Source organism: Enterococcus sp. AZ163, from assembly GCF_050498925.1.
Taxonomy (GTDB): domain Bacteria; phylum Bacillota; class Bacilli; order Lactobacillales; family Enterococcaceae; genus Enterococcus_A; species Enterococcus_A ferrettii.
Genome location: NZ_JBIPAO010000002.1, coordinates 380,187 through 402,863 on the forward strand (window position 1 = coordinate 380,187; position 22,677 = coordinate 402,863).

The window sequence follows — 22,677 nt, forward strand, 5'->3', positions numbered from 1 at the left end:
AGAGATGATTGACGTTTGGTTTGATAGAACGCTAAACTAGAGTGAAACCCCGTCAAATCAAACTGTCAAAAACCTTTGACAATTAAAATGGGACAATTATAAAGACCTTTGATCGCGGAAATTTTCTCGATCTTTTAAGCTAAGAATACAAAGGAGCGAAAAAAATGAATCTTAGTAAGCAAATCAAAAAATATCGGGAACGCGAACAGTTTTCTCAAGAAGTGCTGGCGGAGAAATTATATGTCTCCCGACAAACCATCTCTAATTGGGAAAATGAACGCAGCTATCCTGATATCCATAATTTACTGCTAATGAGTGTTCTTTTTGACGTAACTTTAGATGAATTAGTCAAAGGAGACGTGGAAATGATGCGAAAAGAATTGGATAAACAGCAATGGAACAAATGGACTGTTTTAATGATTCTCGGCATGCTAGGAACAATCCTATCAATCGGTCCTAGTATTCGATATTTAGGAAAACTCGGATTGATAATCCCTGTGCTTTTTACAGTGTTTATGATGTATGCAGCCTTCAAGGTTGAGAAACTAAAAAAAGATCTTCAGCTAAAAACCTATTCACAAATTGTCGCATTTTATGAAGGCAAAACGTTAAGTGAAAAAGATGTGAAGAAAAATGCCCGCAAGGATTTCTGGATCAAAGTCGCTTTGGTTATCGGCTTCGGAATTGTCGGTGGTGTGTTAGCCGCGATTAGTTTGCTATTTGCCTAAAAAGGAAGCCATCAGCCAAAAACATCGAGCGGATGGCTTCTTACTTTAAACCATTTTTGGCATCATGGCAAAGATGAAAAAGATAACCGCGAGAAACATCATCATAAAAATTGCCAAAATTTTTCGTTTCAATTGATCCATAGCAGCTTGCTCCTGTGGTGTCAAATGAACGTCATAGTTTCTTGGCTTAAACAAGTACAGCAGCAGTCCCCCCCGATTGCCCGCCCAAGCTAACCAGTGCCCAAAATTTGGGTCTTTCCAATCCACGTGCTTTCGCATCGATTAGAACCAACGAATAAAGATAGTAGCAAAGGAACATGCTCCCTATTAGAATCATGCCGCAGCAAAACAGAACCAAAATATCTCTAGTGTTCATGATAAAGCCTCCTTAGATTTTCTTGATAATTAAGTAGAAGATGCTAAAGGTATTTGCCATTAACAAGAGAAAAAGCAAGATCCAAATAATTTTGTTTAGCGGACTTGCTAACATCAAACCGACCATTAATAGTACGTTTACTAGTAATAATAAAATGAACGTTTTGATAAAGCGGTTTTGTTGCGTATTCTTTTGTAATTGATGCACCATTTTATTGTCTCCCTTCAGTAATTCGTCCAAAGACAGCTGGTAGATATCTGACAAACGAATGATTCTTTCAATGTCTGGATAGCTGCGACCATTTTCCCAATTAGAAATCGTTTGCCGGGTCACGCCCAATGCTTCGGCAACCTCGTCCTGTGTCATATGCAGAATATTCCTTCTTTCTCTTAGCTTTTCTCCAACTTCCATCTGCTTATCCTCATTTTCTCTTCTTTTGTCTTTAGTTTAAATCAAAAACCGTTTGAATTGATGTAAAAATGCTTTTACATCCTTATTTAATCGCAAAAAAACATGATCAAACTCTCGTTCAATCATGCATCAATTTATTCACTTGGGATAAAATAGCCATGCCATTTTTTACTCTCTACATCATCTACATGAGAACCGATCAACTGTAGATTTGTGCCCTTTTTAAATTGTTTCGTATCTCTAGCTTCTAGATCTTCTTTGAACAGCTGATCATAAGTTTCGTAATCATGTCGTTCAATAGCTGCATTACTGTATTCTTGCATGAGCTCCGCAAGATATTGACGTTCATTTTCTCCACTGGTAGGTATGGTTACTTCTACTGAAGAAGTAGTGTTTTTTGGTGCTGGTGCCGCATCTTCTACTCGACAACCAGTGAGTAGTAATAAAATAGACAATAAGCAAACCGCTAATCCCTTTTTCATAGTCAATCCTCTTTTTTCATTTTCTCCCTTTTATAGTATCACATAGTTTTTTTGATTGGTATGGATTTTTTAAGGATTTTTGATTCGTCAAAAAAATCATCTAAGCAAAAAGAACTTTTAAAAGTCTTTCTCTGTTATAAACTTGATTAAACAAACAATCTGTTAAGTTTACATAATCCAAATCTATCTGAGTTAGATGTTCACTTAAAAGTGATGTGTCTTCGATACTTATGGTCTCAAAATCTGGTGCCACTCGATGAACCTGAGAAAGCATTATTAATCAGCTGTCGTCCCAGCCGAGGAAAATCGAGTGTCGCTTGTTTTTTTCTAAGAAGCCTATCGTTCTTCTAGTAAGTCGAGCATGCCAAAGTGCTTCAGTCGTTTTGACTTGAGCATGCCAATCTCTATTGATTTTTCGGACACATCTTAATTGATCGTCTCGATTTTTGGCAACACACAGTTTTCAGCAAAAAAGGTGTCTTTTGGTAAATAAATATGGAAAAGTGGTCGATAATACCTTTTTGGTGTAGGCAACCAATTTTTTTGCTGTACAGCAAAGTTAGTTTTTTTGTGGATAGACGGTTAACTGATTTCCTTGGTAAACCAATCCTTTCGTTCGGTCACTGATAGAATACCTATCAAGTTCATTGGCTACTAAATAATACTCTGGGAAAGTGTACATTTTAGGTTAATTCCACAGTTTTCAGCAGCTAGGAACGGTTTCTCGTCCTCCTCTTCAATATCAATGCAGGGATTATTTTCATTAAATAGCTCCAAACATTCTAAAGTTGTATGTTATCTCTCGAAGGTTTTTGAAAACGGAAAATCTTTTAAATACAAAGAGCATAACTACTCTATTATCTCTTTATTTGTATGAAAAAGGATTTCTTTAACAGCTACATTTCTTTTGCACAAGTATAAAAGATACGACAAACTGGAAAATCCATATAGAGACCACGTAAACCAATTTTGTGCCCCTTTCTCAAAGTCTTGCAGTCTATAAATAGAAAATAAGTCTTCAAGTAATTCTTCATAAAGAGTAGAACCCAATTGCACTTTAGTTGCTGTCAAAATTAGTTGGATAGCTAATTGAATAATAAAGATGATACACCAACCGATCAAGTAATGTGTACCACCTCTTACTGCCACCTGATTTTTATAGATATTCTTTTTTTGACCATTTTCTTCAAAGTAAACATACACTGGGATTAAATGTTGCCTTATCTTTGCATGTTTTGCTTGATAATACCCCACTAGGGAACCCGTCAAAAAACAGAAGAGTAAAACAACTAAATTATTTCGCGAATAATGAAAGTGAAACGCTACCTGCAATAAAGAAAAGAGTGGTAAAAAATAATACGTTACCTTGTTAACGGATCCGTAAGAGAATTGCTCTTTTATAAAATAAAGCAACATGAGGATTACTAAAAATGAAATCAAAAAATTGCTCCCTTCTTAGCTAGTAAGTCTTTTAAAGTATCGAATATCCCTATTCGCCTCTGATACAAAAATAATTTACTTTAACTCTCTGAGTTAGTCAAGAAAAGTCTATGTTTGGCAGTGTCTATTTTTGTGTCTTCGCTGACAAATAGATCAGTAAAGAAATCAATTAGTTAACCAATTGATTACCATAATCCTGTTTTACACATTTCGAAAAGTCTTTTAAACGTCTGCTTGTTTATCCTAAATAAAAAACTGAACAAGTTTTTTACCTTGCTCAGCTTTTGTACTTATTGTTTAGTGACTGAATTGATTTTTTGCTGCAAACGATCATATTCAACTTTGTAAGTATCAGCAGCCTTTTGAGAAGTTGGTACTTGGAAATAGTAGTCTGTAATTCCATCAGTTGGACTATTAGAATGTTGGAAACTATTTAAGTAGGCTTGTCGCAAGTCTCCCCTAGTTGCTACATAAAGGTCAAAGAAGCCTGTTTTATCTTTAATAGGTACTTCTTTTTCCAACGCAGCGAATTCTGTTTGATCCGGACTCAAATCTGATTTACGCATTTGTTGATACAATCGCTCATCTGATCCACTAGCAATTACATCTGACCAAGTAGTCTCGAAATCCGCAGAACGATCGAGGTAAGTATCATCTGACGTAATCAATAAAGCAGTAGTATCTGTACTATCACTTACTGACATGCTCAATAATTCTTCAGTATTAAACGTGATATCGGCTAGATAATCTTTTCGCGTCCCATCGGCTGAGGTAAAGGTCCATTGCTGGCGTTGGTTAGTCACGATATCTTCGTCCTGCAAAGTCTGACCAAAACCAATTAATTCAACTTGAACAAATGCCGCTTCTTCTGAGCTAATCATAGGATATACTTTACGATAAAGCTCATAAACTACCTTTGTATCAGCTACATTTCCGAAAACAGTCAAAAAGATGTGTTCTAAATCCTGCGAACTAGCTAAACTGTCTGGCTGCTGCAGTCCTTCATTTAAGGCATTAATCTTATCCATTTGTGCATTTAACAGCTCTTGATCATTGACATCCTTTAAGGCCAATGCTGGAAGCTTAGGCAGTTCAGCCTGCTGCTGCTCCTTTTCGTCACTGGCGAACACACTAAAGGGAATAGTAAACTGAGGAAAATTCCCCGTTAATATAATAGCAAAGGTTGCGACAAATAAACCGGCTAGAATGCCCCAAAAGATTAACCATTTTTTTGTGGTCTTCATTTTTCACCTCGTTTTGTTTTCCTTTCCCATTGTGGCGACATTTGCCCTTTTCGTCAAGCCCCCTCAGCAGATTATTGTGGAATTTTACTTAATTTTTCTAAATTTTTGATAGTAAAGTGACAATTTCCATGGTCATTCCTGCTGTTATCTATTAAACTAGAAGAAAATGATTTCTTGAGGGAGCTACATGGCAGAACGAAGAAAAGATCGACGCAAAAATGAAAAAAAACAGAAGTTGGTGTTGCCACTTCTGTCAGGTGAAAAAAAGCGTCAGAAACCAAAAAAAGAGGCAACTAAACGAAACAAAAATTTTAAGTCCAATAGACCTTCAGGCGGACTTTCGAGAGTAACTAAGGTGTCGATTGCAGCTTTGACTTTAATGGTAATTGCCGTTGTTGCTGGAAGTATTTTCTTCTTAAGGCAATATGGACAAGTAATTACAGCTGCAGTAGATGCTGGGCAGCAACAAGCGAAAGCTATTCAAGAAAGTGACTTTAAGCAATTTCGACCAACTACTATTTTAGATGTAAATGGCGGTGTAATTAAAGAGCTGAAAACCCAAGAACGGGATTACCTTAGTTACAAAGACATGGACCCGTTAGTTTCGGAAGCCTTAATTTCTATTGAGGATAAACGTTTCTATGAACATCACGGGGTTGATACTCAAGGATTACTGACGGTCGCCTTGAATGCTGCATTAGGCCGCGGTGTCCGGGGAGCCTCTACTATTACTCAGCAGCTGGTTAAAAATATTTATTTAACACCGGAAGTATCGATTTCTCGTAAAGTGGAAGAAATGGTTATGGCTCAATCTTTGGAGCAGAAGTTTTCTAAGGAGCAGATTCTTGAGTACTACTTGAATAATGTTTATTTCGGTCACGGTGCTTATGGGATTAACGCTGCTTCTCGTGTCTACTTTAACAAGTCCATTAACGACACAAGTTTACTAGAAAAAGCCGTTTTAGTCGGGATTACTAACAATCCGGGGTTGCATGATCCAGTAAGCAATAAGGACAATGCGATGAAACGAGGTAAGACTATTCTCGGTGAGATGTTGAGCCAAGGATATATTACTAATGATGACTATAATAAGGCGATAAAAGATGATTTTAATGCCAGCATTCATTCTGATGCCTTGAACAATGATCTAGGTGATAATGAAGTTGCCTTAGCAGTCGATTCAGCAACGAAAATTTTGATGGAGCAGCAAGATTTCCGCTTTCAATATCAATTTGACAGCAAAGAAGAAGAAGACCGCTACAACCAAGAATACCTTGATGCCTACAATAAAGTGTATCAACGAATTTTATCTGGTGGTTATGAAATTCAAACCAAAATTGATCCAACTATTCATCAGCAGCTGCAGGAAATCCTAACAGGAGTGATGCAAAGCTGGCCGGATATGGATTCTGAAAAGAATATTTATGTGAAACAAGCGGCCATGACGGTGATTGATAACAGTACTGGTAGTATAGTAGCAAGTATTGGTGGTCGCGGTGAAGAAGGGAATACCTACAATCGGGCCTTCCTTTCTTATCGTCAGCCCGGTTCAGCGATTAAGCCGTTGGTTTCTTTTGCTCCAGCTTATGAACGAGGACTTTTAGAAACTAGTACCGTATCAGATGATCGCCCAAACAATAATTATCCGAATAATATTTATATGGGCTCGCGAGGAAATCTAACCTTGCGTAATGCCTTGGCTATGTCGTCCAATGTGGTAGCCTACAAGTTAGCAATGGATAATCAAACTGAGCTGCAGGAACCAGTCTATCAACCATTAGCACAAATGCAATTTACCGGACTGGATGTCGCTGATGACAATCCAATTATTGCAGTCGGTGGTATGACCTATGGTGCGACCACCCAAGAAATGGCTAGTGGTATTTCAACACTGGTGAATCAAGGGAATTATCGAATGCCTACTAATATTCAAAGTATTAAACGCAAAGATAATGACCAGGAAGTCTTCAACTTGAATGATGCACCACAAAGAAAAGTATACAGCGAAGATGCCGCTTATCTAACGATCGATACCATGAAGGCGGTCCATCAGGAAGAAAATGGTACAGCTACCGATACGAATCTAGCTCATAATCAATACTGGGCAATTAAAACCGGTACAACAGATGAAGCGAAAGATTTATGGACAGTTGGGGCAACGCCGCACTACACCGTTGCTGTTTGGGCCGGTGATGATACACCGCAGCCTCAGGATAACGCCTCAGTTGGTAAAGCGACTCGGCAGATTTTCCAAGAAGCGATGGATTTGTTGAACAACGGTAAAGAAGATGTCGACTTCCAAATGCCTGCTTCAGTTACTAACCAAAATGGACAATTGGTTACCCGTTCCAGTCAGGCAAAACAAGTGCTAGCTACTCGTCAAAATGCTTTGCAGGCTACTACTCAAAACATTGATGCACTTGCTAAAACAAAGGCCAATGAACTGATTGCAGAAAAGCTGAACAGTCCTATGGTATCTGAAGCCTCCAGCTTCAGTACACAGCTATTAGCCGATCGTATTCAAACGTTGAGTAAATTTGAATTGATTGTAACTGACACGCAAGACAACTGGAAAACCTTTGACCAGTATGCGCAACAGGTTTGGGCCTTGATCCAAAATGTAGAACCCGCTGGTGGAACATTATCCAGCCAGTACACTAGCGTTTATCGCAGTAAAGAAGCTCAGTACGCTCAGGAAAAAGCTGCATTAACCTCGGATGTTGATCGTGTTGAAGGTGATATTACAACAACTGAAGAGCAAGGCAAAGAATTAGATAAGCAAATTGAAGATCTGAAAAAAGAATTGAATATTCGGGATACTACCCGACCTTCCAGCAGTTCAACTCCTTCTGGCAGCTCCAGTAGTTCCAGCGAATCACAAGAAAGGGATTAGCCAAATGGCTAATCCCTCTTTTCATCTGCAGATAAATATTTTTTTGAACGCTGCTGGACAATCTTTTGTCCCAAATTTGCCCAATCCAATGGTCGTGGCGGAGATAGCCAAACCACGTAATCACACGCACTAGATTCTCCTAACGCTCGATTGTCTGTCAGCAAAATATCGGCTTCTTCCATACGATTCGTAGTAACCGCCCCTGCAGATTGAAAGAAAATCAAGTTTCCCTCAATAAATTGGTTGTACAGTTCTCCGTAATAAAAATCAGTATAAATCTTCACTGTATGCAAAAGCGTCTCTTTGGGGAAAATTGTCACAATCAACAATAGATAATTAAAGAACACAAATTTCTTTTTGTCATACAAATCTGAGTTTTCCACCGATTTCAAGTACTGTCGGCAAAACGCTAATATTTCTGGATAGTTTTGCTGAAAATAGCTGATGTCGATCGCTGATTGTAAAGATTCATACCCCAAACTCAATTCTTTAAGCTGCAAATGCAAGAAATCCAAACGCAGGTTAAAGTCAGCCATCTTCTCATGATCAGTTGCCACAGCTGGAAAATCCTGAATCAAAGCCGTAATTAATTGCTGGCTATAGTCTTTCGCCTTCTCATCCCAAACACTCACTTGTTCAATTAGACTAGCCGAGCGAGTTAAATAATAATTGACAAGAGCTTGTTTCTCTACTGTCGCAAAAGAAACTGGCAACCGTAAAAAGAAATAGGGGAAGCACAACTGATCTTGTATTTCCTCATTTAACAAGGGCAGACTAGTTTCATCTAAATAATGTTCTTGTCGTATACGAATATCCGTTACATAATTGTAATGAATTAAATCATTCCGTTGATACCTAGTAAAGGATTCTAGTGGTACAACAGCAATTTGCTGATTGACCAAATAAGTATCTATATCAGTGTATAAGGACAACTCATCCTTAAAAATGCGGCTGAATAATTCTGTTATAAACAATCGCAGGTTTTGTTCATTCTCACCGACCAGCTGAAATTTGCGAGTGATTTGAAGACCGTTTTCTTTTAGGAAACGGTTCAAACGCTTGTATTCTTTGTAAGCTATTGGATAGCTGATTAGTTCCTTAACCGAAAAGTCATTGACCGAGTTATATTTTTGAAGATAGGCACTGCATAACAAATGAAAGTTCAGTGAATCCTTTACATAGTTTTCTAGTAAAGACCCCGAGCTAGCTTCCCCACTAATTTTTAAATGAATAAATGGATCCTCATCGATAATCAGAATCGCCTGATCCAACTGATATCTTTTCAAATCATAAATTAGAGCTTCGACAACCCCTTTTAGCACGTAACCGGAAACCTCTAAATGATCCATCATTTCTTGTTTACTGACAGAAAAAAATGGACTACGTTCTAATAACCCAATAATTTGATACTTCCGCCATTCCTCTTTTGCCAAAAATTGTTCAAGCAAAGTAATCACTCAGCTTTTTCTCGCCGGCTGGCACTGATTCTCCATAAAGTGCCACTCCTGACAACAAGTAGGCGCTTAGGGCAACTTGACTAAACTCGTTGTCTTCATTCGCCTCACCACCAGAAACTGGCTCAGGCATACTCAGAGGTGAGTTACTGAAAAAGTCATCGTCCAACATAAGAGATGTTTGCGGATGGCGAATAAAATTCCAGATTTTGTTGGATTGCTGCTTTTTTTCCGCTTTTTTCTGCTGTTTTTTTTCTTTTGGCGCATTATTTTCTACGTTTTCGTCAGAATTATTTGTTGATTCACCGCTTTGTGCCTCACTGGTCGTCTTAGTCGATGATTCTATGTCTGAAGACTCACTAGTCTCTGTTGCTTCTGATGAATCAGTTGATTCATAAACAATTTCAGCTGTTGATTCCTGCACTTCCTGTGAGCTATCATTAGGAATAGGTGTAATGGTTTCATTAGGATTCATCGGATCATAGATACTAGTTGCTGCTAAAGCATAATTGGAATATAGAAAAATACAAGCCCCCATCCATAATGAAACTGAATGAATAATTACTCGTTTTTTCAATGGCTTTCCTCCTCTCGTGATAACCTCAAAATGATCAGGGTTCCCAGGACAACTAAACTAAAGAAGAGACCCACTCCCCTCCACACATTCCGCTCATTTCTATGAACTGTTGCTTTTTCAAGCTTTTTCTCAATCTTAAGTGTCTCTTTAGTTGCCTGTGAGCGTTCTTTTAAGCTTGCTGTAACGACAAATCGCTGATCAGTTTGAGTCGGCTTATCACAAGTTATCAACGTTAATTGCGGTTCATGGGTTTCATCTAACACACTAAGATTGGTTTCTTTGATTATCTTAGTAGCTGTTACTTGGTAATGATAGACTTCCTCCGCAAAATAGAGGTATATATCATCCCTTTCTTTTAAAGAAAGCAGTTGCCCAAATAATAATTGCTGATTTCCTAAGTGATGTCCTAGTAGTACCATGTTATCATTGGCTGGAGTCCTTTCGGGAAATAGCATGCCCCCTCCAGCCAATAACGATTCCTGGGTAATAACTGGATAAATCGGGACTGCGAAATCAGCAGAAGGAATCAGCAGCTTGGCACTAACTGGCTGATCGGTTCCTTGGAAAGCCAGTATTTCCGAAAAGCTTGGCGGTTGAACAGCTTCGGCTTGATTTAACGGCTGGTCAACTACCTTAGTTTGAACGTCGGAAACTTTAGTTAATTTGTAACTCAATATACTTTGCTTTATCATCGGAAAGCCAAGCAGAAATAGCGCTGCCCAATAAATAATAATCAGGAAATACTTACTTTTTATCATGTCTCTTTTTGTACCAGATAATTGCGATGATTAACAACAGTAATAGTATACCAATTAAGATGTATAGCCAAGTGAAATCCTTCTTAACAGTCACATCTTTATCATTTAGTTTTCTGGCTTGGTCAGCTTTGATTTCAAATTCTTTTTCCAACTGCCAGTTATAGCGATAGTTTTCTTTTTCGCCACTGCTGGCTGTGTACGTGAATTCTCCTGCCTCATCCTTCTGTCCATAAGCATCAATTTTTAATACATATTTACCAGGGCTCAATCGTTCACCATTTAAAGGCAGGCCTAAATTAAAGTTTGAATTTGGGGCCATTTGCATACCAGTTTGCGTATTTTCGTAGATTACCTCGTTTTTTCCTTGCTTAGCAACTGTCATATGCGTTGTTAACTGATTCAAATAAACAGGCATTGGATTTTGAAGATTTCCGTAAATCAAGGTCCGTGCATTGACTTGCTCTGCTCCAGCCTTCAATAATTTCAAATCCGGTGTGCCATTTTCTTTCTCTTGACGCATCAATAAGGCAACTACATAAGAATACTCATTCTTAATCGCCAAGCCAGAAGAATCATCACTCGATGCTGTGGTTTCTTTTGCGTTTTTCTCTTGGAATGTAATTCCACCAGCTATAATCCCGTCAAATGCTTCGTTTGGCATATGTATGTTTAGTTTGTATTCTGTTTCAGAATGAGGGGCTAAGGTTATCTCCTTTGGTGCTTCTACATAATCCTTTAAATCAAATTTCAAGGACGAATCAGGGGCAATCTCATTAGCACTATATTCCACTACACCGTTGCTGTTAGTGGTGGCACTATTAATTTGAGCTTCGACAACAACCTCTTGGTCAGTATCGTTGCGCAAATTGACCGTTAACTCTTGTTTTTGATCTGGTGACAGCTGTAAATCGAAATACGTTTTGGATTTGTCGATTTGATTATCAGGAATTTGTGGCGTAACGGCAAAATTAAATTCAGCTGCCTCACCTGTAATACTCATCATTGTTCCTATTCCAGCTAGTAAAAAAATAGACAAAGCGATTTTTTTTAAAGTTTTCATTATTGCTTCCTTTCATTCAAAGGAAGGGATGCAATACTCACATCCCTTCTTAACTATTATTGGATTTTCTATTCTACAGGTATGTCTGCTAAAGTCCAAGTAAAAGTAGTCTTATACTGTTTAGCATACTTAGTCGTAGAGCCTGGTACAGATAATTCAATACTTTCAGCTCCAGTTGCTGCGTCTGTTCCCCATGCTAATAAATAGGTTCCCGCACCTTGACCGTTTGCCGCAGACATCACATTTGTCGAAGCATTTTCGGGAGACAATTTAATTGTTGCTTGTCCACTAGGTTTTTCAGAAGTAGAATTGGTTGCTACATTCCCATTTTTAAAGGTAACTGCAGCACCTGTTAGTTCTTGGTTTTCTGTGGTTTTAAATTGACCATTTTGTTTCACCTGTAAAACCCATCCGGATTCTAACCCACGATTATCGGTAACCTGAACGAAGTTTGGACCTGTCTTTTCGGCATCTGCTTTATCTAGGTATTTTTGAGCTTTTGCTTTATAAACCTCATCGGTAGAAGTAATTTTTTGGGTACCAAAATCTAGGCTTGAAGCATAGTCAATTGATAACGGACCATTTGTTCCTGGTTTAGGGCCAGTAGGATCAGTTGGATCGACTGGTTTAATAGGATCAACCGGGTTTGTAGGATCGACTGGTTTAGTCGGATCTGTGTTTGCTTCAAAAGTCACAGCTCCATTGGAAGTGTATTCCCCACCATCTGCTGCTAAAGTAGTTGCTGGTAAAGCTAAACCGGCTAAAGCTAGCGCCGCAATTGTTAAGTATTGAATTTTTTTCATAATCTCGCTCCTCTATGCGTTTTCTGGGATATCAGATAGATTCCAAGTTAAAGTTGTTTTGTAATTTACCGCATCTTTAGGTGTACTTCCTGGTACAAATAAGGATACGTCTTTAGTTACGTTTGCTTGAACATCGTTCCCTTCGGCATCCTTTTCAGTAACAGCTTCAACTGTACCCCAACGATTTGCCCAAGTACCTGCTCCAGTATTTTTTACTGCTGATAGAACAACTGATTCTGTACCGTTTGGATTTAAAGTAACTGGTTTTTCAGCCACTGGTGCCACTGCGGTAGAATTGCTGGCAACAGTTGGTTTGTCTAAAGTGATCACTGCTCCAGTTAAAGTATCATTCAAGGTGGTAGTTGCCGCTTTGAATTGACCATTTTGTTTCACTTTTAATACCCAACCGCCATTATTCCCACGATTATCAGAAATTTGAACATAGTTCGGAGATGCTGGTGTATCCCCTTCATATGCTTGTGCGCGAGCAAAATAGGTTTGGTCCTTGTTGGAAATTTTGTTTAAACCAAAATCTAATGATGATGCATAGTCGATAGACAATGGACCATCTGTTCCTGGGTTTGGACCATCTGGATCAGTCGGATCGACTGGTTTCACCGGCTTATCTGGATCTGGGTCAACCGGATTTACTGGCGGTGTTGGATCGGTATTGGGAATAAACTTAACTGCTCCGTTAGATGTATATTCACTGCTTTCCGCTGCATAAGTAGTAGCTGCACCACCAAGAGCAGTCAATGCTAAAACGGTCGCTGCAGCTGTTGTAATCATTTGTTTCTTTTTCATAATTATCCTCCTATTCATTTCCAGGCACATTTTTGATTGCCCAGGTTAAAGAAGTACGGTATTCTTTTGCATATTTAACCGAACTTCCTGGTACTTTTAGTTGAATCGCCTGATCACCTTGAGCTTGGCCAAAGCGATAAATCCAAGTTCCGATTCCTTGATTTTCGTTTGCTGTAACAACATTTTTCTCCTCACCGATAGACTGGAAAACAATTTCCTTCTCGGCTTGTGGTGCATAGGTCTGATCAACATTGGAAACGACCTGGCCTTTTAGAAAAGTCAATTCGGCATTCTTTAGTTCTTGGTTGCTGGTAGTGTGAAATTGTTTATCCTGCTTCACACTTAACACCCATCCGCTGCCCGTTCCGCTAAGATCAGATACTTGAACAAAATTCGGTCCATCTTTTTCTGTGCCGTCTGCTGTTTGATAATTCAAATCTTGTGCATAATAGGTTTGGTCTGTAGTCGTTATACTTTGCTTACCAAATTGAAAACTTGATACATAATCAATTGAGCGACTTCCACCAGTTCCAGGCGCTGGACCTGAAGGATCTACAGGATCTTTTGGAATAATCGGCTTAGTTGGGTCAGGTGCCACAGGATCCAATGGTCGAACAACTGTGCTGCTATCTACCTGGTAGGCAAGTGTTGTTTGGGATTCTTCTGCTAATGCCGGACTGTTTGCTAGAAATAGACTACCAACGAGGAGAATGACCGCTTTTTTCAGTTAAATCCCCTCCTCGCTTTAGTTTAAACCCGACGAATGCTATTAAGGCAATTCCTGCAATTGTAGTGACGAGAGAAGAACGATCACCCGTCCGTGGTAAAATATGACCTTTTCCTTCGTACGATGGAAGAACACTTTGAATTCCACTTTCAACATCCCCAACTGAACCGTTAGAACTGGTATCTGTTTTAGGTAAGTCATCCTTTGTGGGTACCTTATCCTCTGGGTACTCATAGACGCCATAAAATCCCGTTTTTCCATTGGAATCATAATTTACTTCACCGTAAGCAGGTATACTAGTCAAGAAGAAGAGTGCAATACAGGTAAAAATTATTTTTTTCATTGTCATCACCTAATTTCCCGGAACATCTTCTAATTTCCAAGATAATTTACCGGAGTATGTGCCTACACGCTGCTTCTCGGGAGGTACGACTAATTTGAATCCTCCATCTGATTGCCAATCTGCAGAAATGTCTCGAATACCATCTTCAGCAAATTCACCTGTTTCGATCACTTGATTGCCGGCATTGATTGGTAATTCACCCAGTTGAGACGTATAGTACAACGAGTCGACTAAGGAAATTGACCCCAACTTGATTTCTTCCGATTGATTAACGGTTATTCGCCAAGGCTTATGAGCATCACTCCGAGAATCAGAAATTTCCAACTTACCACTGACTTGTGGATGATAGGTTTCTGTTTTATTCGAAATGCCATTTAATCCAAAATTGAATTGCTCTGGTACTGCTCTTAAGGATAGATAACCAACTAATGTAACAGTCGAAGCGGCTTTGAATGTGGCATCTCGATATTTCATATCAGTTGCTGGTTGAATATTCCCAATTGAATTGTTTGTGCTTGGGGGATTATCAATCCCGTCAGCTGAACCACTTTGATCCTGCAAAAAGATTTGAAGAACATCATTTTGTTTCAATTTCAAACTCGAAATATCCAGGGTCCAAGTGCCGTCTGCTTTTACTATGCTAGAAAGATTATTCGTCTTTTGACCATTGACTGTCAAAGTAACAATACTGTCAGGTTCTCCTGTACCAGAAATTTCAGGCGTGATGCTTTCAATCTTCGTATCATCATTTATCTTCGCTGGTTCCGGTGGTGTAACATCAATCACCGTTGTAGCGATCGGCGATTCAGTGATCCAAGGCCCTCTTTCAGCAATACCGGATACTTCTTTCCCTGCTTTTTGAAAGGTTTCAGCTTGATAAGAAATATAGCCGTTCTGGTCGGTAGTCAAATTGGAAATAGATTTACCATACGAATCTGTCAAGTTAACAGTTGCCTGCTTACTTGAAGCATAGACCGGAATGTAGTTGATTTCCCCAGCACTGTTTGAACCATTATTATCAGGAACCATGCCGATGATTACTCGTGCCTGTAATGTTTTGTCGGCATCTGTAATTGGTGTCCATTCGATGGTTGGATTCTGATTCATCCCTGAAATCCGACGATAGTTCCCTTGCTTAAATCCAGCAAGTCCGGTGTCAGTACTAGTGACTACCTGAGCAGTCCCGTTTCCCTTCACTTCAAAACTGTCAACTTTTGCATGAGTTTCATCTGATGGACCTAATGGCTGTGTGCTTAGCTTCCATAAATCAACATCTGAGTCGATTATCTTAAAGGAATTATCGCCATAGTTGCCCATCGCCACCTGAACCGCTTGTCTGCCATCGTATAGATTACGCAGATCGTATTGTGCAGGCGAATCTAAAATCATACGAGTGTTTTGCCAACGAACAGATGCTGAGCCAATCCCATTGGATGACATATTTATCAAAGGTTGACTACTTCGACCGATTACATAAAAATAAGCTCCAGGATTCACTTCTAAATACGTGTTATTGTTAGAAAAAGCGACTACTGATCCTGAGTTCTGCTTGCTGGTCAAGTTCACAACAGCTCCTGGTTTGATAACCATTCCTGAGCCGTCTTCATCAAAACGCACGGCATTCCCTGGCATGTTCACGTTGAACACACTATTTTCTCCAACTGTTAGACGTTGATAATATCGATACACTGCCGGATAAGTGGTTCCGCCGGTTTGACTTTGAGTAATATTGACTCGGCAATTTTTACCGATTGTATATTCTTTAGAAGCCCCAGTTGAAGTGCTGCTCGCTATTACGTTGTACCAGAACACAGAAAAATCATAGAAATTCACGTTTCCAGTGTAAACCGTGTTGTCCTCCATAATGAAACTTCCTAAATAGAAATTTTCTGCTCGGGTATTCACATTCATATTTCCATAAACAGTCACTTCACCATAGGATGCTCGTGCCAATCTTTGAACGCCAGGCTCAGTCGTCACATTTCCAAACCGATACCGCCATTTTCCACCATCTGAATAATTTAACCTTGTTCCTACAATATCCTCTGAATAACCTCCAGCGTATTGCTGGTTCAATACAATATCGTGCATATGAAAAGAACCTGTAGTGCTGCTTGGAGTTCCTAGCCATATAGAAGAATCTCTGAAATCTACTCGATGTCCTTGACCATCGATTTCAAGATTATTGCGTCGTACATAAGTAGAAAGACGACCATCGCTGAGTGACGTACTAGTAAAATCAGCAGTTAATATGATCTTAGTTACTGTTTCATTTCTAATACTATTCACAAAGGTTGTCCAATCGCCGACAGCCACTTCACCAGCTGCGAAGGTTTGTATGGCAGCTCGGTCAGTTGCTTCTTCCTTGCTTTCATCATTGTCACTTATAGTCTCTTCCTCTGTAGAGGATTCAACAGTCTCATTGTCAATTTCCGAATTCTCTGGTTCTGTGGTAGAAGTAGAACTTTCGGCTGCTTCACTAGTAGATATAGTCGATAAAGGATCTTTACTAAGTGAAGAAATCGTCTTATCTGTTGAAGAAGAGGTATTAGTACCCTTTATCGCTGCAAACGCACTTGTATTTGGTATCATCAGCCAAACCAGCAAAAGAATCAGCCACGTTTTTCGTCTCATGCTCTCCCCCCTTTCATTAATAGGCTAACAAAATAACGGATCTCTTTTTATAACTTTTTTTCGTAAAAAAGAGAGTTTCGTTATAACTATGTAGTTAAAGTTTGATTTTGTGCACATCACCTCATAAATAATAATCTTAAACTAATGAAGCACTTATTATTCTAATCATACTTTTGTGCAAAAAAAGGTCAATTTCACAGCTGCTAACACTCTGAAATTGACCTTTTCATCATTTTCTATATTTTATACAACTCTTTATGCGATAAAATCAGCGATTTCATTTCTTTCAATTTCTCTAAGTTTTTACCAAGACATATTAAATCGACGCATTTAAATTGAAATATTCTTAAAATATAATTATTATTAAAGTTCAGCAAGAAAAAATGAGGTGATTTATATTTTTGGTTTGGATAAAAATACGTTACTGAAAAGAAAAATTATTGATGTATTAGATCAACAAAGCCAGCCTCTTACATATAAAGAATTAGTAGAAATTGTTCAAACTTCCAGCGTGGGTACTTTACAGATAATTTGCAAAGAATTAGCAGAATTGATGGAAAAACTGTATCCAGATCAATCCTGCTCCATAGTTATTCAAAAAGAGAAACATGGTACGACTCTTAATTTGATGCGTTCATCGGATAATCTGCAACTATTTTATGATCACCTTTATATGTCAGATTTGGCTTATGAAATTCTTCAAACACTTTTAATGAAACGAAAAACGTCGACGATCATGTTTTGTATGAATCAAGGACTAAGTGAATCCAGTCTAAAACGGAAGGTTAAGGATATTAATCTCGAAATTTGTGATTTTGGTATACGGATTACTTGTGCTAAGCAATTAAGCTTAAAAGGACCTGAGACAAAAATACGAGCATTTCACTATATTTTTTTACGTAGTATGCATCGGCAGTTTTTTACTGTGCCAAGAATACAAAATTTAGCGACAGATTACCAATTGGCTTTAGATATTGCGGACTACTTAGATGTGTCAGATGATTTACCTCTGGTTGAGCGTTTCGCCTATTGGGTATTTATTACTCAGTTAGCCCTTTCAAAAGGAAAAAAACTGCAGTTTTCTCAAGCAGATTTGAATATAATGAATACGTTAGATTTTCCTGAACAGCCTGCTTTTTTAGCCCATTGGTCGACTGAAGATTGGAATTTTTTACTAACTGCTGTCTACTGTTCTCTGTCGAAAAATTTCCAATTGCCATTGAAAAGTGAACAGTTGGTAACTACCGATTCATTGCAAAACTGGGTTCAATTATTTCAGAAACACTTTCGTTTACTCTCTACAAAAGAAGAAGAATTCATTTACAAGAAACTGAATCAATTAACTATGACTATGCATTTTTTTCCATTAAGTGGTTCATTTCTAACAAACCTCCAAGCTTTTGTTGGCTTAGAAGATTTAACTGAAATGTATCCACTTTACTTAAAACGTTTTGAGAATTTTTGGTCAGAATGGTCGAGGCAATTGTCCAATCCGGAATTAGATATGTTTCGCATGTTCAGCTTATCCATCTGTATCTCTATTATGCCGATGGATAAACTATTACCAGAAATTGCCATTTACATTTATTCTGAAACTAGTGATTCATTTAAACAGTATTTGGAAATCAAACTCAATTTTTATTACAGCAATCGTTACGCTCTCAATTTTGTAGAATTCCCTGAAGAAGCGGATTTACTAATCGGTACGGTTCCATTTTATGAGAATCAGTGTTCTCCCCAGCAAAAACAGTTGATCGTTCGAGCGCGAGTTTCGCAAAAGGATTTGGATAATATAGAAAAGTGTTTGTGTGAATTATGCGAAAACCAATTGCAGGCTAACTAAAAAAGCCGTTCTCTCGTCTGAAAGAACGACTCATATTTATCCAAAAACTTTTTCTAACATAATTTCGTAAGGCTCTCCTAAAGGCGTGAACCCGCCAATCGGAACATAGCCTAGCTTATGATAAAAATGCTGGGCAAACTCCGTCGATACCGTAGAGGTCATGACTCGTTTATAATCAAACTCACGCATTTTCGACTCCCAAAATTCAATAGCTTGACGACCATGGCCTTGTCCACGATACTCTTCAAAAAAGTAAAGCATTGTCATAAATGGGATGCTGTCCCAAAAATAATTGTAGCGCAGCCAGCCAATTTTTTGACGTTTTTCTTCTATTATATAGACACGATTTAGGTGAATACTGTTCAACAATTCCTGCTTCTCAATATGCGGATCATTTTCATCCAAGAATTGAACGTCTTCTGACGTGGCTAACCGAATTTGCATACTTTTATCCCCCTAACCTTTTTTACTTTATTATAGCAAAAAGCGTTGTCCAGTTTTTAAACTAGACAACGTTTTTTGACTACTTATTAAACTTCTTACTGCTCCTAACATTCCTTTTCACAAGGAAGGTAATTTTAATAATATCAGTGGGGCATCTTGAACGAATCTCCGCATTTAAACGCCGATGCTATTGGTTGGCACTCAATTAAAATCTGAAAAACCGAATCAACGATGATACTCTCGAAAAAAAGCCGCTCCTCTTATTTGAGAAACGGCTGCTCTGATAATTTAATTAGCTGCACTTGAGCTTGGCTGAGTGGTCGAACTGGAACTTGATCCACTGGTTGAAGAGCTGGATTCGGTTGTAGATTCTTCTGCCGCTTTAGAACGACTGATACTGTCCGCTCGTGATTGACTAATCCGAGCATATGAGTCATAGGTTTTCTGCTTCTCGGCCACTTCTTTTTGAATCTTTTGCAGTTCCTTGTTTTTATCTTCTAAAACCTTAGCTTGACGCTGGCGATAGCTGGCTGCTGCTGAAGCAATCGCGCTTTCATCCTGCTGCATTTTAGCAGCAAACTGGTCATTAGAGTCGCTAAGTTTGGTACGTATCGGTTCCAATTTAGTTAAGAGATCTTTTTTATAATCCCCTTCTGGCAATAAAGCCACTGCTTGCACAGTTCCTAAATAATCCGATAAAGATATGCTTTTACTGCTAGTTAAAGTTGTCACCGAATCATCCGCTGCTTTGTATTTTTCTGCTTGCTCTTTGGCAATCGACAAGATCATTTGAATATCCTGTCCCCAGCTGATATCTTTCGCATCACTTTCCTGCAGCTTCGACTCTAAATCAGGAATCTTGTTCTCACTATCTGGCGATTTCAGTACTGGATGAGCCAGTAGCTCCATCCCATTTAATACATTCGATTCAAATAATTGATTCATTTGCTGCTGAATCGAAAAGTTTTCCTTTGCCTGATTGATAGCCTCGACCGTTTTCGCCTCACCGGCACCATTGACTTCATTCGCCAATTGATCAAACTGATCTTCATTCAACTCTTTGGCAAAGTAGCCGGACTCCTGATCACTGTAAAGATTCTTCAATTTCTGATTGAAGGCTTCTTTTCGTTCGTTTTGTGTCTCTACTACTCTGTCCTGATAAATCCGATAACCCGCAAATGAAACTGAGCCGATAACCAGTATCCCTAGAAATAGCCAACCGATCATTTTCTTGGTCAAGCTGTTTCCTCCTTGTCCCTCAAAAGTTAGTCATTTTAAAAAATTAAATCTTACCTTAGGTTAAACATAATTAAATGAATAAGTGCACTGCATCCTGCTGAATTGATTGTTGCTTTGGATAGCCGATTTGTCAGCTTATTCTTCGGATGTCTTCGAAATGGATAATTGTATGCAAAATCAGAAACATATCCACTAAATAGAATCCCATCTTCCCTGACCCGTTTATTACTAAAAACAGAGCAATCACATACAACAGAATATGCAAAATCAGAAAAAATCGATAGGCTGTTTCATCAGACAAATCCTTAATCCAATAAACATTTACCATTCTTTATTTCTAATAGCGTCCATCTCATGAATAAATAACAACGCTAATGCTATAGAGAATAGAATTGTCAATCCCATCACAAAGCACCCTCCAAGCAATCTTAGGATCACAGATCAATGGTTTTTATCATTCGACTCCGGAAGTTTTCGTCAGAATATCTTTAAACGAAGATTCTACTTTTTTCACACAATGAAAACTCATTGCAAAGCTATTCAGCTTTTAAGAGCTGCTTAAAGTAAAAATTCCAATTGTTCACATTATAACATCTAATTTTGACAGATTATCCAACAATCGTCAAATCTATATGGAAGTTTTAGAAATTTACAGAAAAAACCTGATCTTCTCACTCAGTTGTGAAAAAATCAGGCTTCTATTATTTCGTCTTCAATTTTGTCACAAAGTTTTCCAGACGTTTAATCGCTTCTTTCAACTCATCAATTGAATAAGCATAAGACAGACGTAAAAATCCTTCGCCACTCGCACCAAAGGCCGATCCAGGAACAACCGCCAGCTTCTCTTCATCTAATAGACGCAAAGCAAATTCTTCGCTGCTGATACCAAATTGATCAACCTGCGGGAATAAATAGAAAGCACCCTTTGCCCGATAGCATGGCAAACCGATTCTGGTCAGCTCATAATGCAGAAAGTTGCGACGTTCCTCATAAGAAATACGCATTGTTTCCACAATATCATGCCAATCCTTCAAACCTTCCAATGCCGCATATTGGCTAGCCGTTGGAGCTGCCATAATGATGTATTGGTGCACTTTTAGCATTTGCTGGATAAACATTTCTGGTCCAGCTACGAACCCTAAGCGCCATCCAGTCATGGCAAAACCTTTGGAAAATCCATTAACTACAATCGTCCGTTCTCGCATATCTGGCAATGAAGCAATGCTGACGAATTCTTCGTCATACAATAATTCCGCATAGATTTCATCTGAAAGGACTAACAAATCATGCTTTTTCACTACATCGGCAATCTTAATCAAGGATTCACGATCCATAACTGCTCCAGTTGGGTTATTAGGGTATGACAAAATCAGAATTTTACTCTTTTCTGTAATGACCGCCTCCAACTGTTCTGGAGTTAGCTTAAATTCATTTTCAGCTTGTAAATCAATCGTTACTGCCTTCCCATGAACCATCTGGGTGATTGGCTCATAACAAACAAAGCAAGGTTGAGGAATTATTACTTCGTCGCCTGGATCAATAAAAACCCGCAACGCCAAATCAATTGCTTCACTTCCGCCAACTGTCACGATAATCTCCGAATCTGGTCGGTATTTTACCCCTACCCGTTCAGCCAAATACTCACTAATTCTTTCCCGTAAAGGCATTAAACCTGCATTGGCTGTATAAAAAGTCCGTCCTTCCCGTAACGAACGAATCCCTTCTTCCGTCATATGACGAGGCGTATCAAAATCGGGCTCTCCAACCCCTAAAGAAATTGCATCCGGCTGTTCAGACACAATATCGAAAAATTTCCGAATGCCTGAAGGCTGGATATCCTCCATTTGTTTAGCTAAGAAATTTCTCATGGTGACACCATAATCCGGTGATCGATACTATCGTCCTCCAGATCAATTCCCCATTGTTTGAACTTATCCAACAAGAAGTGGGTTCTAGTCCCGGTAACTTCTGGGATCGGTGCTAAATTACTTGATATAAACTTGGAGATTTCTTTGATATTGCGCCCTTGAACCAAAACAATAAAATCAAATCCACCGCTAATAAAGTACAAGGATTCTACTTCAGGAAATTTTCTGATGGTATCGCCAACTTTTTTATAGCCGTCCTCGCCTTGTGGCAAAGTGCTGATCTCAACCAACGCTTCGATCCAATCATCTTCAACTTTGTCCCAGTCAACCAATGCACGGTAGCCGGCAATTACTTTGGCCTCTTCTAATCGATTGATTTCCGCTGCTATAATGCTTTCTTCTTCTCCTAGCATAATGGCATACTCTTTTGTTGTTAATCGACAGTCTTTTTCGATCAATTTTAACAATTGATGCTGTTTGGCTTTTTCCATAGCAAACCCTCACAATCCTTCATTATTTTTTATTATCATTCTATTATTCACAAAAAAA

25 protein-coding genes are annotated in these 22,677 nt (G+C 38.7%); 3 read left to right on the top strand and 22 right to left on the bottom strand.

Features of this window, described 5'->3' with window-relative positions; all coding sequences use genetic code 11:
- Positions 1-164: 164 nt before the first annotated feature.
- Complete coding sequence (locus IGI46_RS20275) at positions 165-728, top strand: helix-turn-helix domain-containing protein (protein ID WP_429974146.1); 564 nt, start codon at positions 165-167, stop codon at positions 726-728.
- A 45-nt stretch (positions 729-773) separates the two neighbouring features.
- On the opposite strand, the gene IGI46_RS20280 is transcribed toward IGI46_RS20275, so the two are convergent.
- The 7 genes from IGI46_RS20280 to IGI46_RS20310 form a co-directional block, all read right to left on the bottom strand.
- Positions 774-923: a hypothetical protein gene (locus IGI46_RS20280; protein WP_429974147.1), complete on the bottom strand. Its 150-nt coding sequence runs from the start codon at positions 921-923 to the stop codon at positions 774-776.
- Positions 916-1,104 (bottom strand): hypothetical protein, encoded by a 189-nt coding sequence (locus IGI46_RS20285; protein ID WP_429974148.1) that lies wholly within the window; start codon positions 1,102-1,104, stop codon positions 916-918. The genes IGI46_RS20280 and IGI46_RS20285 overlap by 8 nt, the downstream gene beginning before the upstream one ends.
- Positions 1,105-1,116: 12 nt before the next feature.
- On the bottom strand, positions 1,117-1,515 hold the full coding sequence (locus tag IGI46_RS20290) for a helix-turn-helix domain-containing protein (RefSeq protein WP_429966032.1): 399 nt from the start codon (positions 1,513-1,515) through the stop codon (positions 1,117-1,119).
- Between the two features lie 134 nt (positions 1,516-1,649).
- Entirely contained in the window at positions 1,650-1,997 is a 348-nt protein-coding gene (locus IGI46_RS20295) for a hypothetical protein (protein WP_429966031.1), read from the bottom strand.
- Positions 1,998-2,556: 559 nt separating this feature from the next.
- On the bottom strand, positions 2,557-2,679 hold the full coding sequence (locus tag IGI46_RS20300) for a hypothetical protein (RefSeq protein ID WP_429974149.1): 123 nt from the start codon (positions 2,677-2,679) through the stop codon (positions 2,557-2,559).
- A gap of 167 nt (positions 2,680-2,846) precedes the next feature.
- Positions 2,847-3,251, bottom strand: coding sequence for a hypothetical protein (locus IGI46_RS20305; protein WP_429974150.1), 405 nt, complete (start codon positions 3,249-3,251; stop codon positions 2,847-2,849).
- Between the two features lie 476 nt (positions 3,252-3,727).
- Complete coding sequence (locus IGI46_RS20310; protein ID WP_429966029.1) at positions 3,728-4,681, bottom strand: hypothetical protein; 954 nt, start codon at positions 4,679-4,681, stop codon at positions 3,728-3,730.
- Positions 4,682-4,868: 187 nt separating this feature from the next.
- On the opposite strand from IGI46_RS20310, the gene IGI46_RS20315 reads away from it, so the two are divergent.
- Positions 4,869-7,574: a transglycosylase domain-containing protein gene (locus IGI46_RS20315; RefSeq protein ID WP_429966028.1), complete on the top strand. Its 2,706-nt coding sequence runs from the start codon at positions 4,869-4,871 to the stop codon at positions 7,572-7,574.
- Positions 7,575-7,582: 8 nt separating this feature from the next.
- Here the strand turns inward: IGI46_RS20315 and IGI46_RS20320 are convergent, their stop codons facing one another.
- The 9 genes from IGI46_RS20320 to IGI46_RS20360 all read right to left on the bottom strand — a co-directional run bounded on the left by IGI46_RS20320 (position 7,583) and on the right by IGI46_RS20360 (position 16,734).
- Positions 7,583-9,007, bottom strand: coding sequence for a helix-turn-helix domain-containing protein (locus tag IGI46_RS20320; protein WP_429974151.1), 1,425 nt, complete (start codon positions 9,005-9,007; stop codon positions 7,583-7,585).
- A 7-nt stretch (positions 9,008-9,014) separates the two neighbouring features.
- Complete coding sequence (locus IGI46_RS20325; protein ID WP_429966026.1) at positions 9,015-9,605, bottom strand: hypothetical protein; 591 nt, start codon at positions 9,603-9,605, stop codon at positions 9,015-9,017.
- Positions 9,602-10,279 (bottom strand): class A sortase, encoded by a 678-nt coding sequence (locus tag IGI46_RS20330; protein ID WP_429974152.1) that lies wholly within the window; start codon positions 10,277-10,279, stop codon positions 9,602-9,604. Before IGI46_RS20330 ends, IGI46_RS20325 begins: the two co-directional genes overlap by 4 nt.
- Positions 10,280-10,349: 70 nt before the next feature.
- Positions 10,350-11,423, bottom strand: coding sequence for a DUF916 and DUF3324 domain-containing protein (locus IGI46_RS20335; protein WP_429966024.1), 1,074 nt, complete (start codon positions 11,421-11,423; stop codon positions 10,350-10,352).
- 68 nt (positions 11,424-11,491) lie between these two features.
- Positions 11,492-12,226 (bottom strand): WxL domain-containing protein, encoded by a 735-nt coding sequence (locus IGI46_RS20340; protein WP_429966023.1) that lies wholly within the window; start codon positions 12,224-12,226, stop codon positions 11,492-11,494.
- Positions 12,227-12,238: 12 nt separating this feature from the next.
- Positions 12,239-13,030 carry a WxL domain-containing protein gene (locus IGI46_RS20345; RefSeq protein ID WP_207704040.1) on the bottom strand — a complete coding sequence of 264 codons (792 nt, stop codon included), beginning with the start codon at positions 13,028-13,030 and terminating at the stop codon, positions 12,239-12,241.
- A gap of 10 nt (positions 13,031-13,040) precedes the next feature.
- Positions 13,041-13,757, bottom strand: coding sequence for a WxL domain-containing protein (locus tag IGI46_RS20350; RefSeq protein WP_429969608.1), 717 nt, complete (start codon positions 13,755-13,757; stop codon positions 13,041-13,043).
- Positions 13,726-14,100, bottom strand: coding sequence for an LPXTG cell wall anchor domain-containing protein (locus tag IGI46_RS20355; RefSeq protein ID WP_429966020.1), 375 nt, complete (start codon positions 14,098-14,100; stop codon positions 13,726-13,728). The genes IGI46_RS20350 and IGI46_RS20355 overlap by 32 nt, the downstream gene beginning before the upstream one ends.
- 9 nt (positions 14,101-14,109) lie before the next feature.
- The gene (locus IGI46_RS20360; protein ID WP_429966019.1) at positions 14,110-16,734 is read right to left on the bottom strand and encodes a pectate lyase-like adhesive domain-containing protein; all 2,625 of its coding nucleotides are present in this window, start codon (positions 16,732-16,734) and stop codon (positions 14,110-14,112) included.
- Positions 16,735-17,122: 388 nt separating this feature from the next.
- On the opposite strand from IGI46_RS20360, the gene IGI46_RS20365 reads away from it, so the two are divergent.
- Positions 17,123-18,577, top strand: a complete 1,455-nt coding sequence (locus IGI46_RS20365; RefSeq protein ID WP_429974153.1) for a helix-turn-helix domain-containing protein — start codon at positions 17,123-17,125, stop codon at positions 18,575-18,577.
- Between the two features lie 36 nt (positions 18,578-18,613).
- Here IGI46_RS20365 and IGI46_RS20370 read toward each other — a convergent pair whose 3' ends face one another.
- The 6 genes from IGI46_RS20370 to IGI46_RS20395 all read right to left on the bottom strand — a co-directional run bounded on the left by IGI46_RS20370 (position 18,614) and on the right by IGI46_RS20395 (position 22,619).
- Positions 18,614-19,021, bottom strand: coding sequence for a GNAT family N-acetyltransferase (locus IGI46_RS20370; RefSeq protein WP_429966017.1), 408 nt, complete (start codon positions 19,019-19,021; stop codon positions 18,614-18,616).
- Between the two features lie 288 nt (positions 19,022-19,309).
- Complete coding sequence (locus IGI46_RS20375; protein WP_429974154.1) at positions 19,310-20,260, bottom strand: hypothetical protein; 951 nt, start codon at positions 20,258-20,260, stop codon at positions 19,310-19,312.
- Positions 20,261-20,390: 130 nt separating this feature from the next.
- Positions 20,391-20,588 carry a hypothetical protein gene (locus tag IGI46_RS20380; protein WP_429974155.1) on the bottom strand — a complete coding sequence of 66 codons (198 nt, stop codon included), beginning with the start codon at positions 20,586-20,588 and terminating at the stop codon, positions 20,391-20,393.
- Positions 20,582-20,665: a DUF6713 family protein gene (locus IGI46_RS20385; RefSeq protein WP_429966091.1), complete on the bottom strand. Its 84-nt coding sequence runs from the start codon at positions 20,663-20,665 to the stop codon at positions 20,582-20,584. Before IGI46_RS20385 ends, IGI46_RS20380 begins: the two co-directional genes overlap by 7 nt.
- A 296-nt stretch (positions 20,666-20,961) precedes the next feature.
- Positions 20,962-22,128 carry an aminotransferase class I/II-fold pyridoxal phosphate-dependent enzyme gene (locus tag IGI46_RS20390; RefSeq protein ID WP_429974156.1) on the bottom strand — a complete coding sequence of 389 codons (1,167 nt, stop codon included), beginning with the start codon at positions 22,126-22,128 and terminating at the stop codon, positions 20,962-20,964.
- Positions 22,125-22,619 (bottom strand): Lrp/AsnC family transcriptional regulator, encoded by a 495-nt coding sequence (locus IGI46_RS20395; RefSeq protein ID WP_429974157.1) that lies wholly within the window; start codon positions 22,617-22,619, stop codon positions 22,125-22,127. Before IGI46_RS20395 ends, IGI46_RS20390 begins: the two co-directional genes overlap by 4 nt.
- Positions 22,620-22,677: the final 58 nt, after the last annotated feature.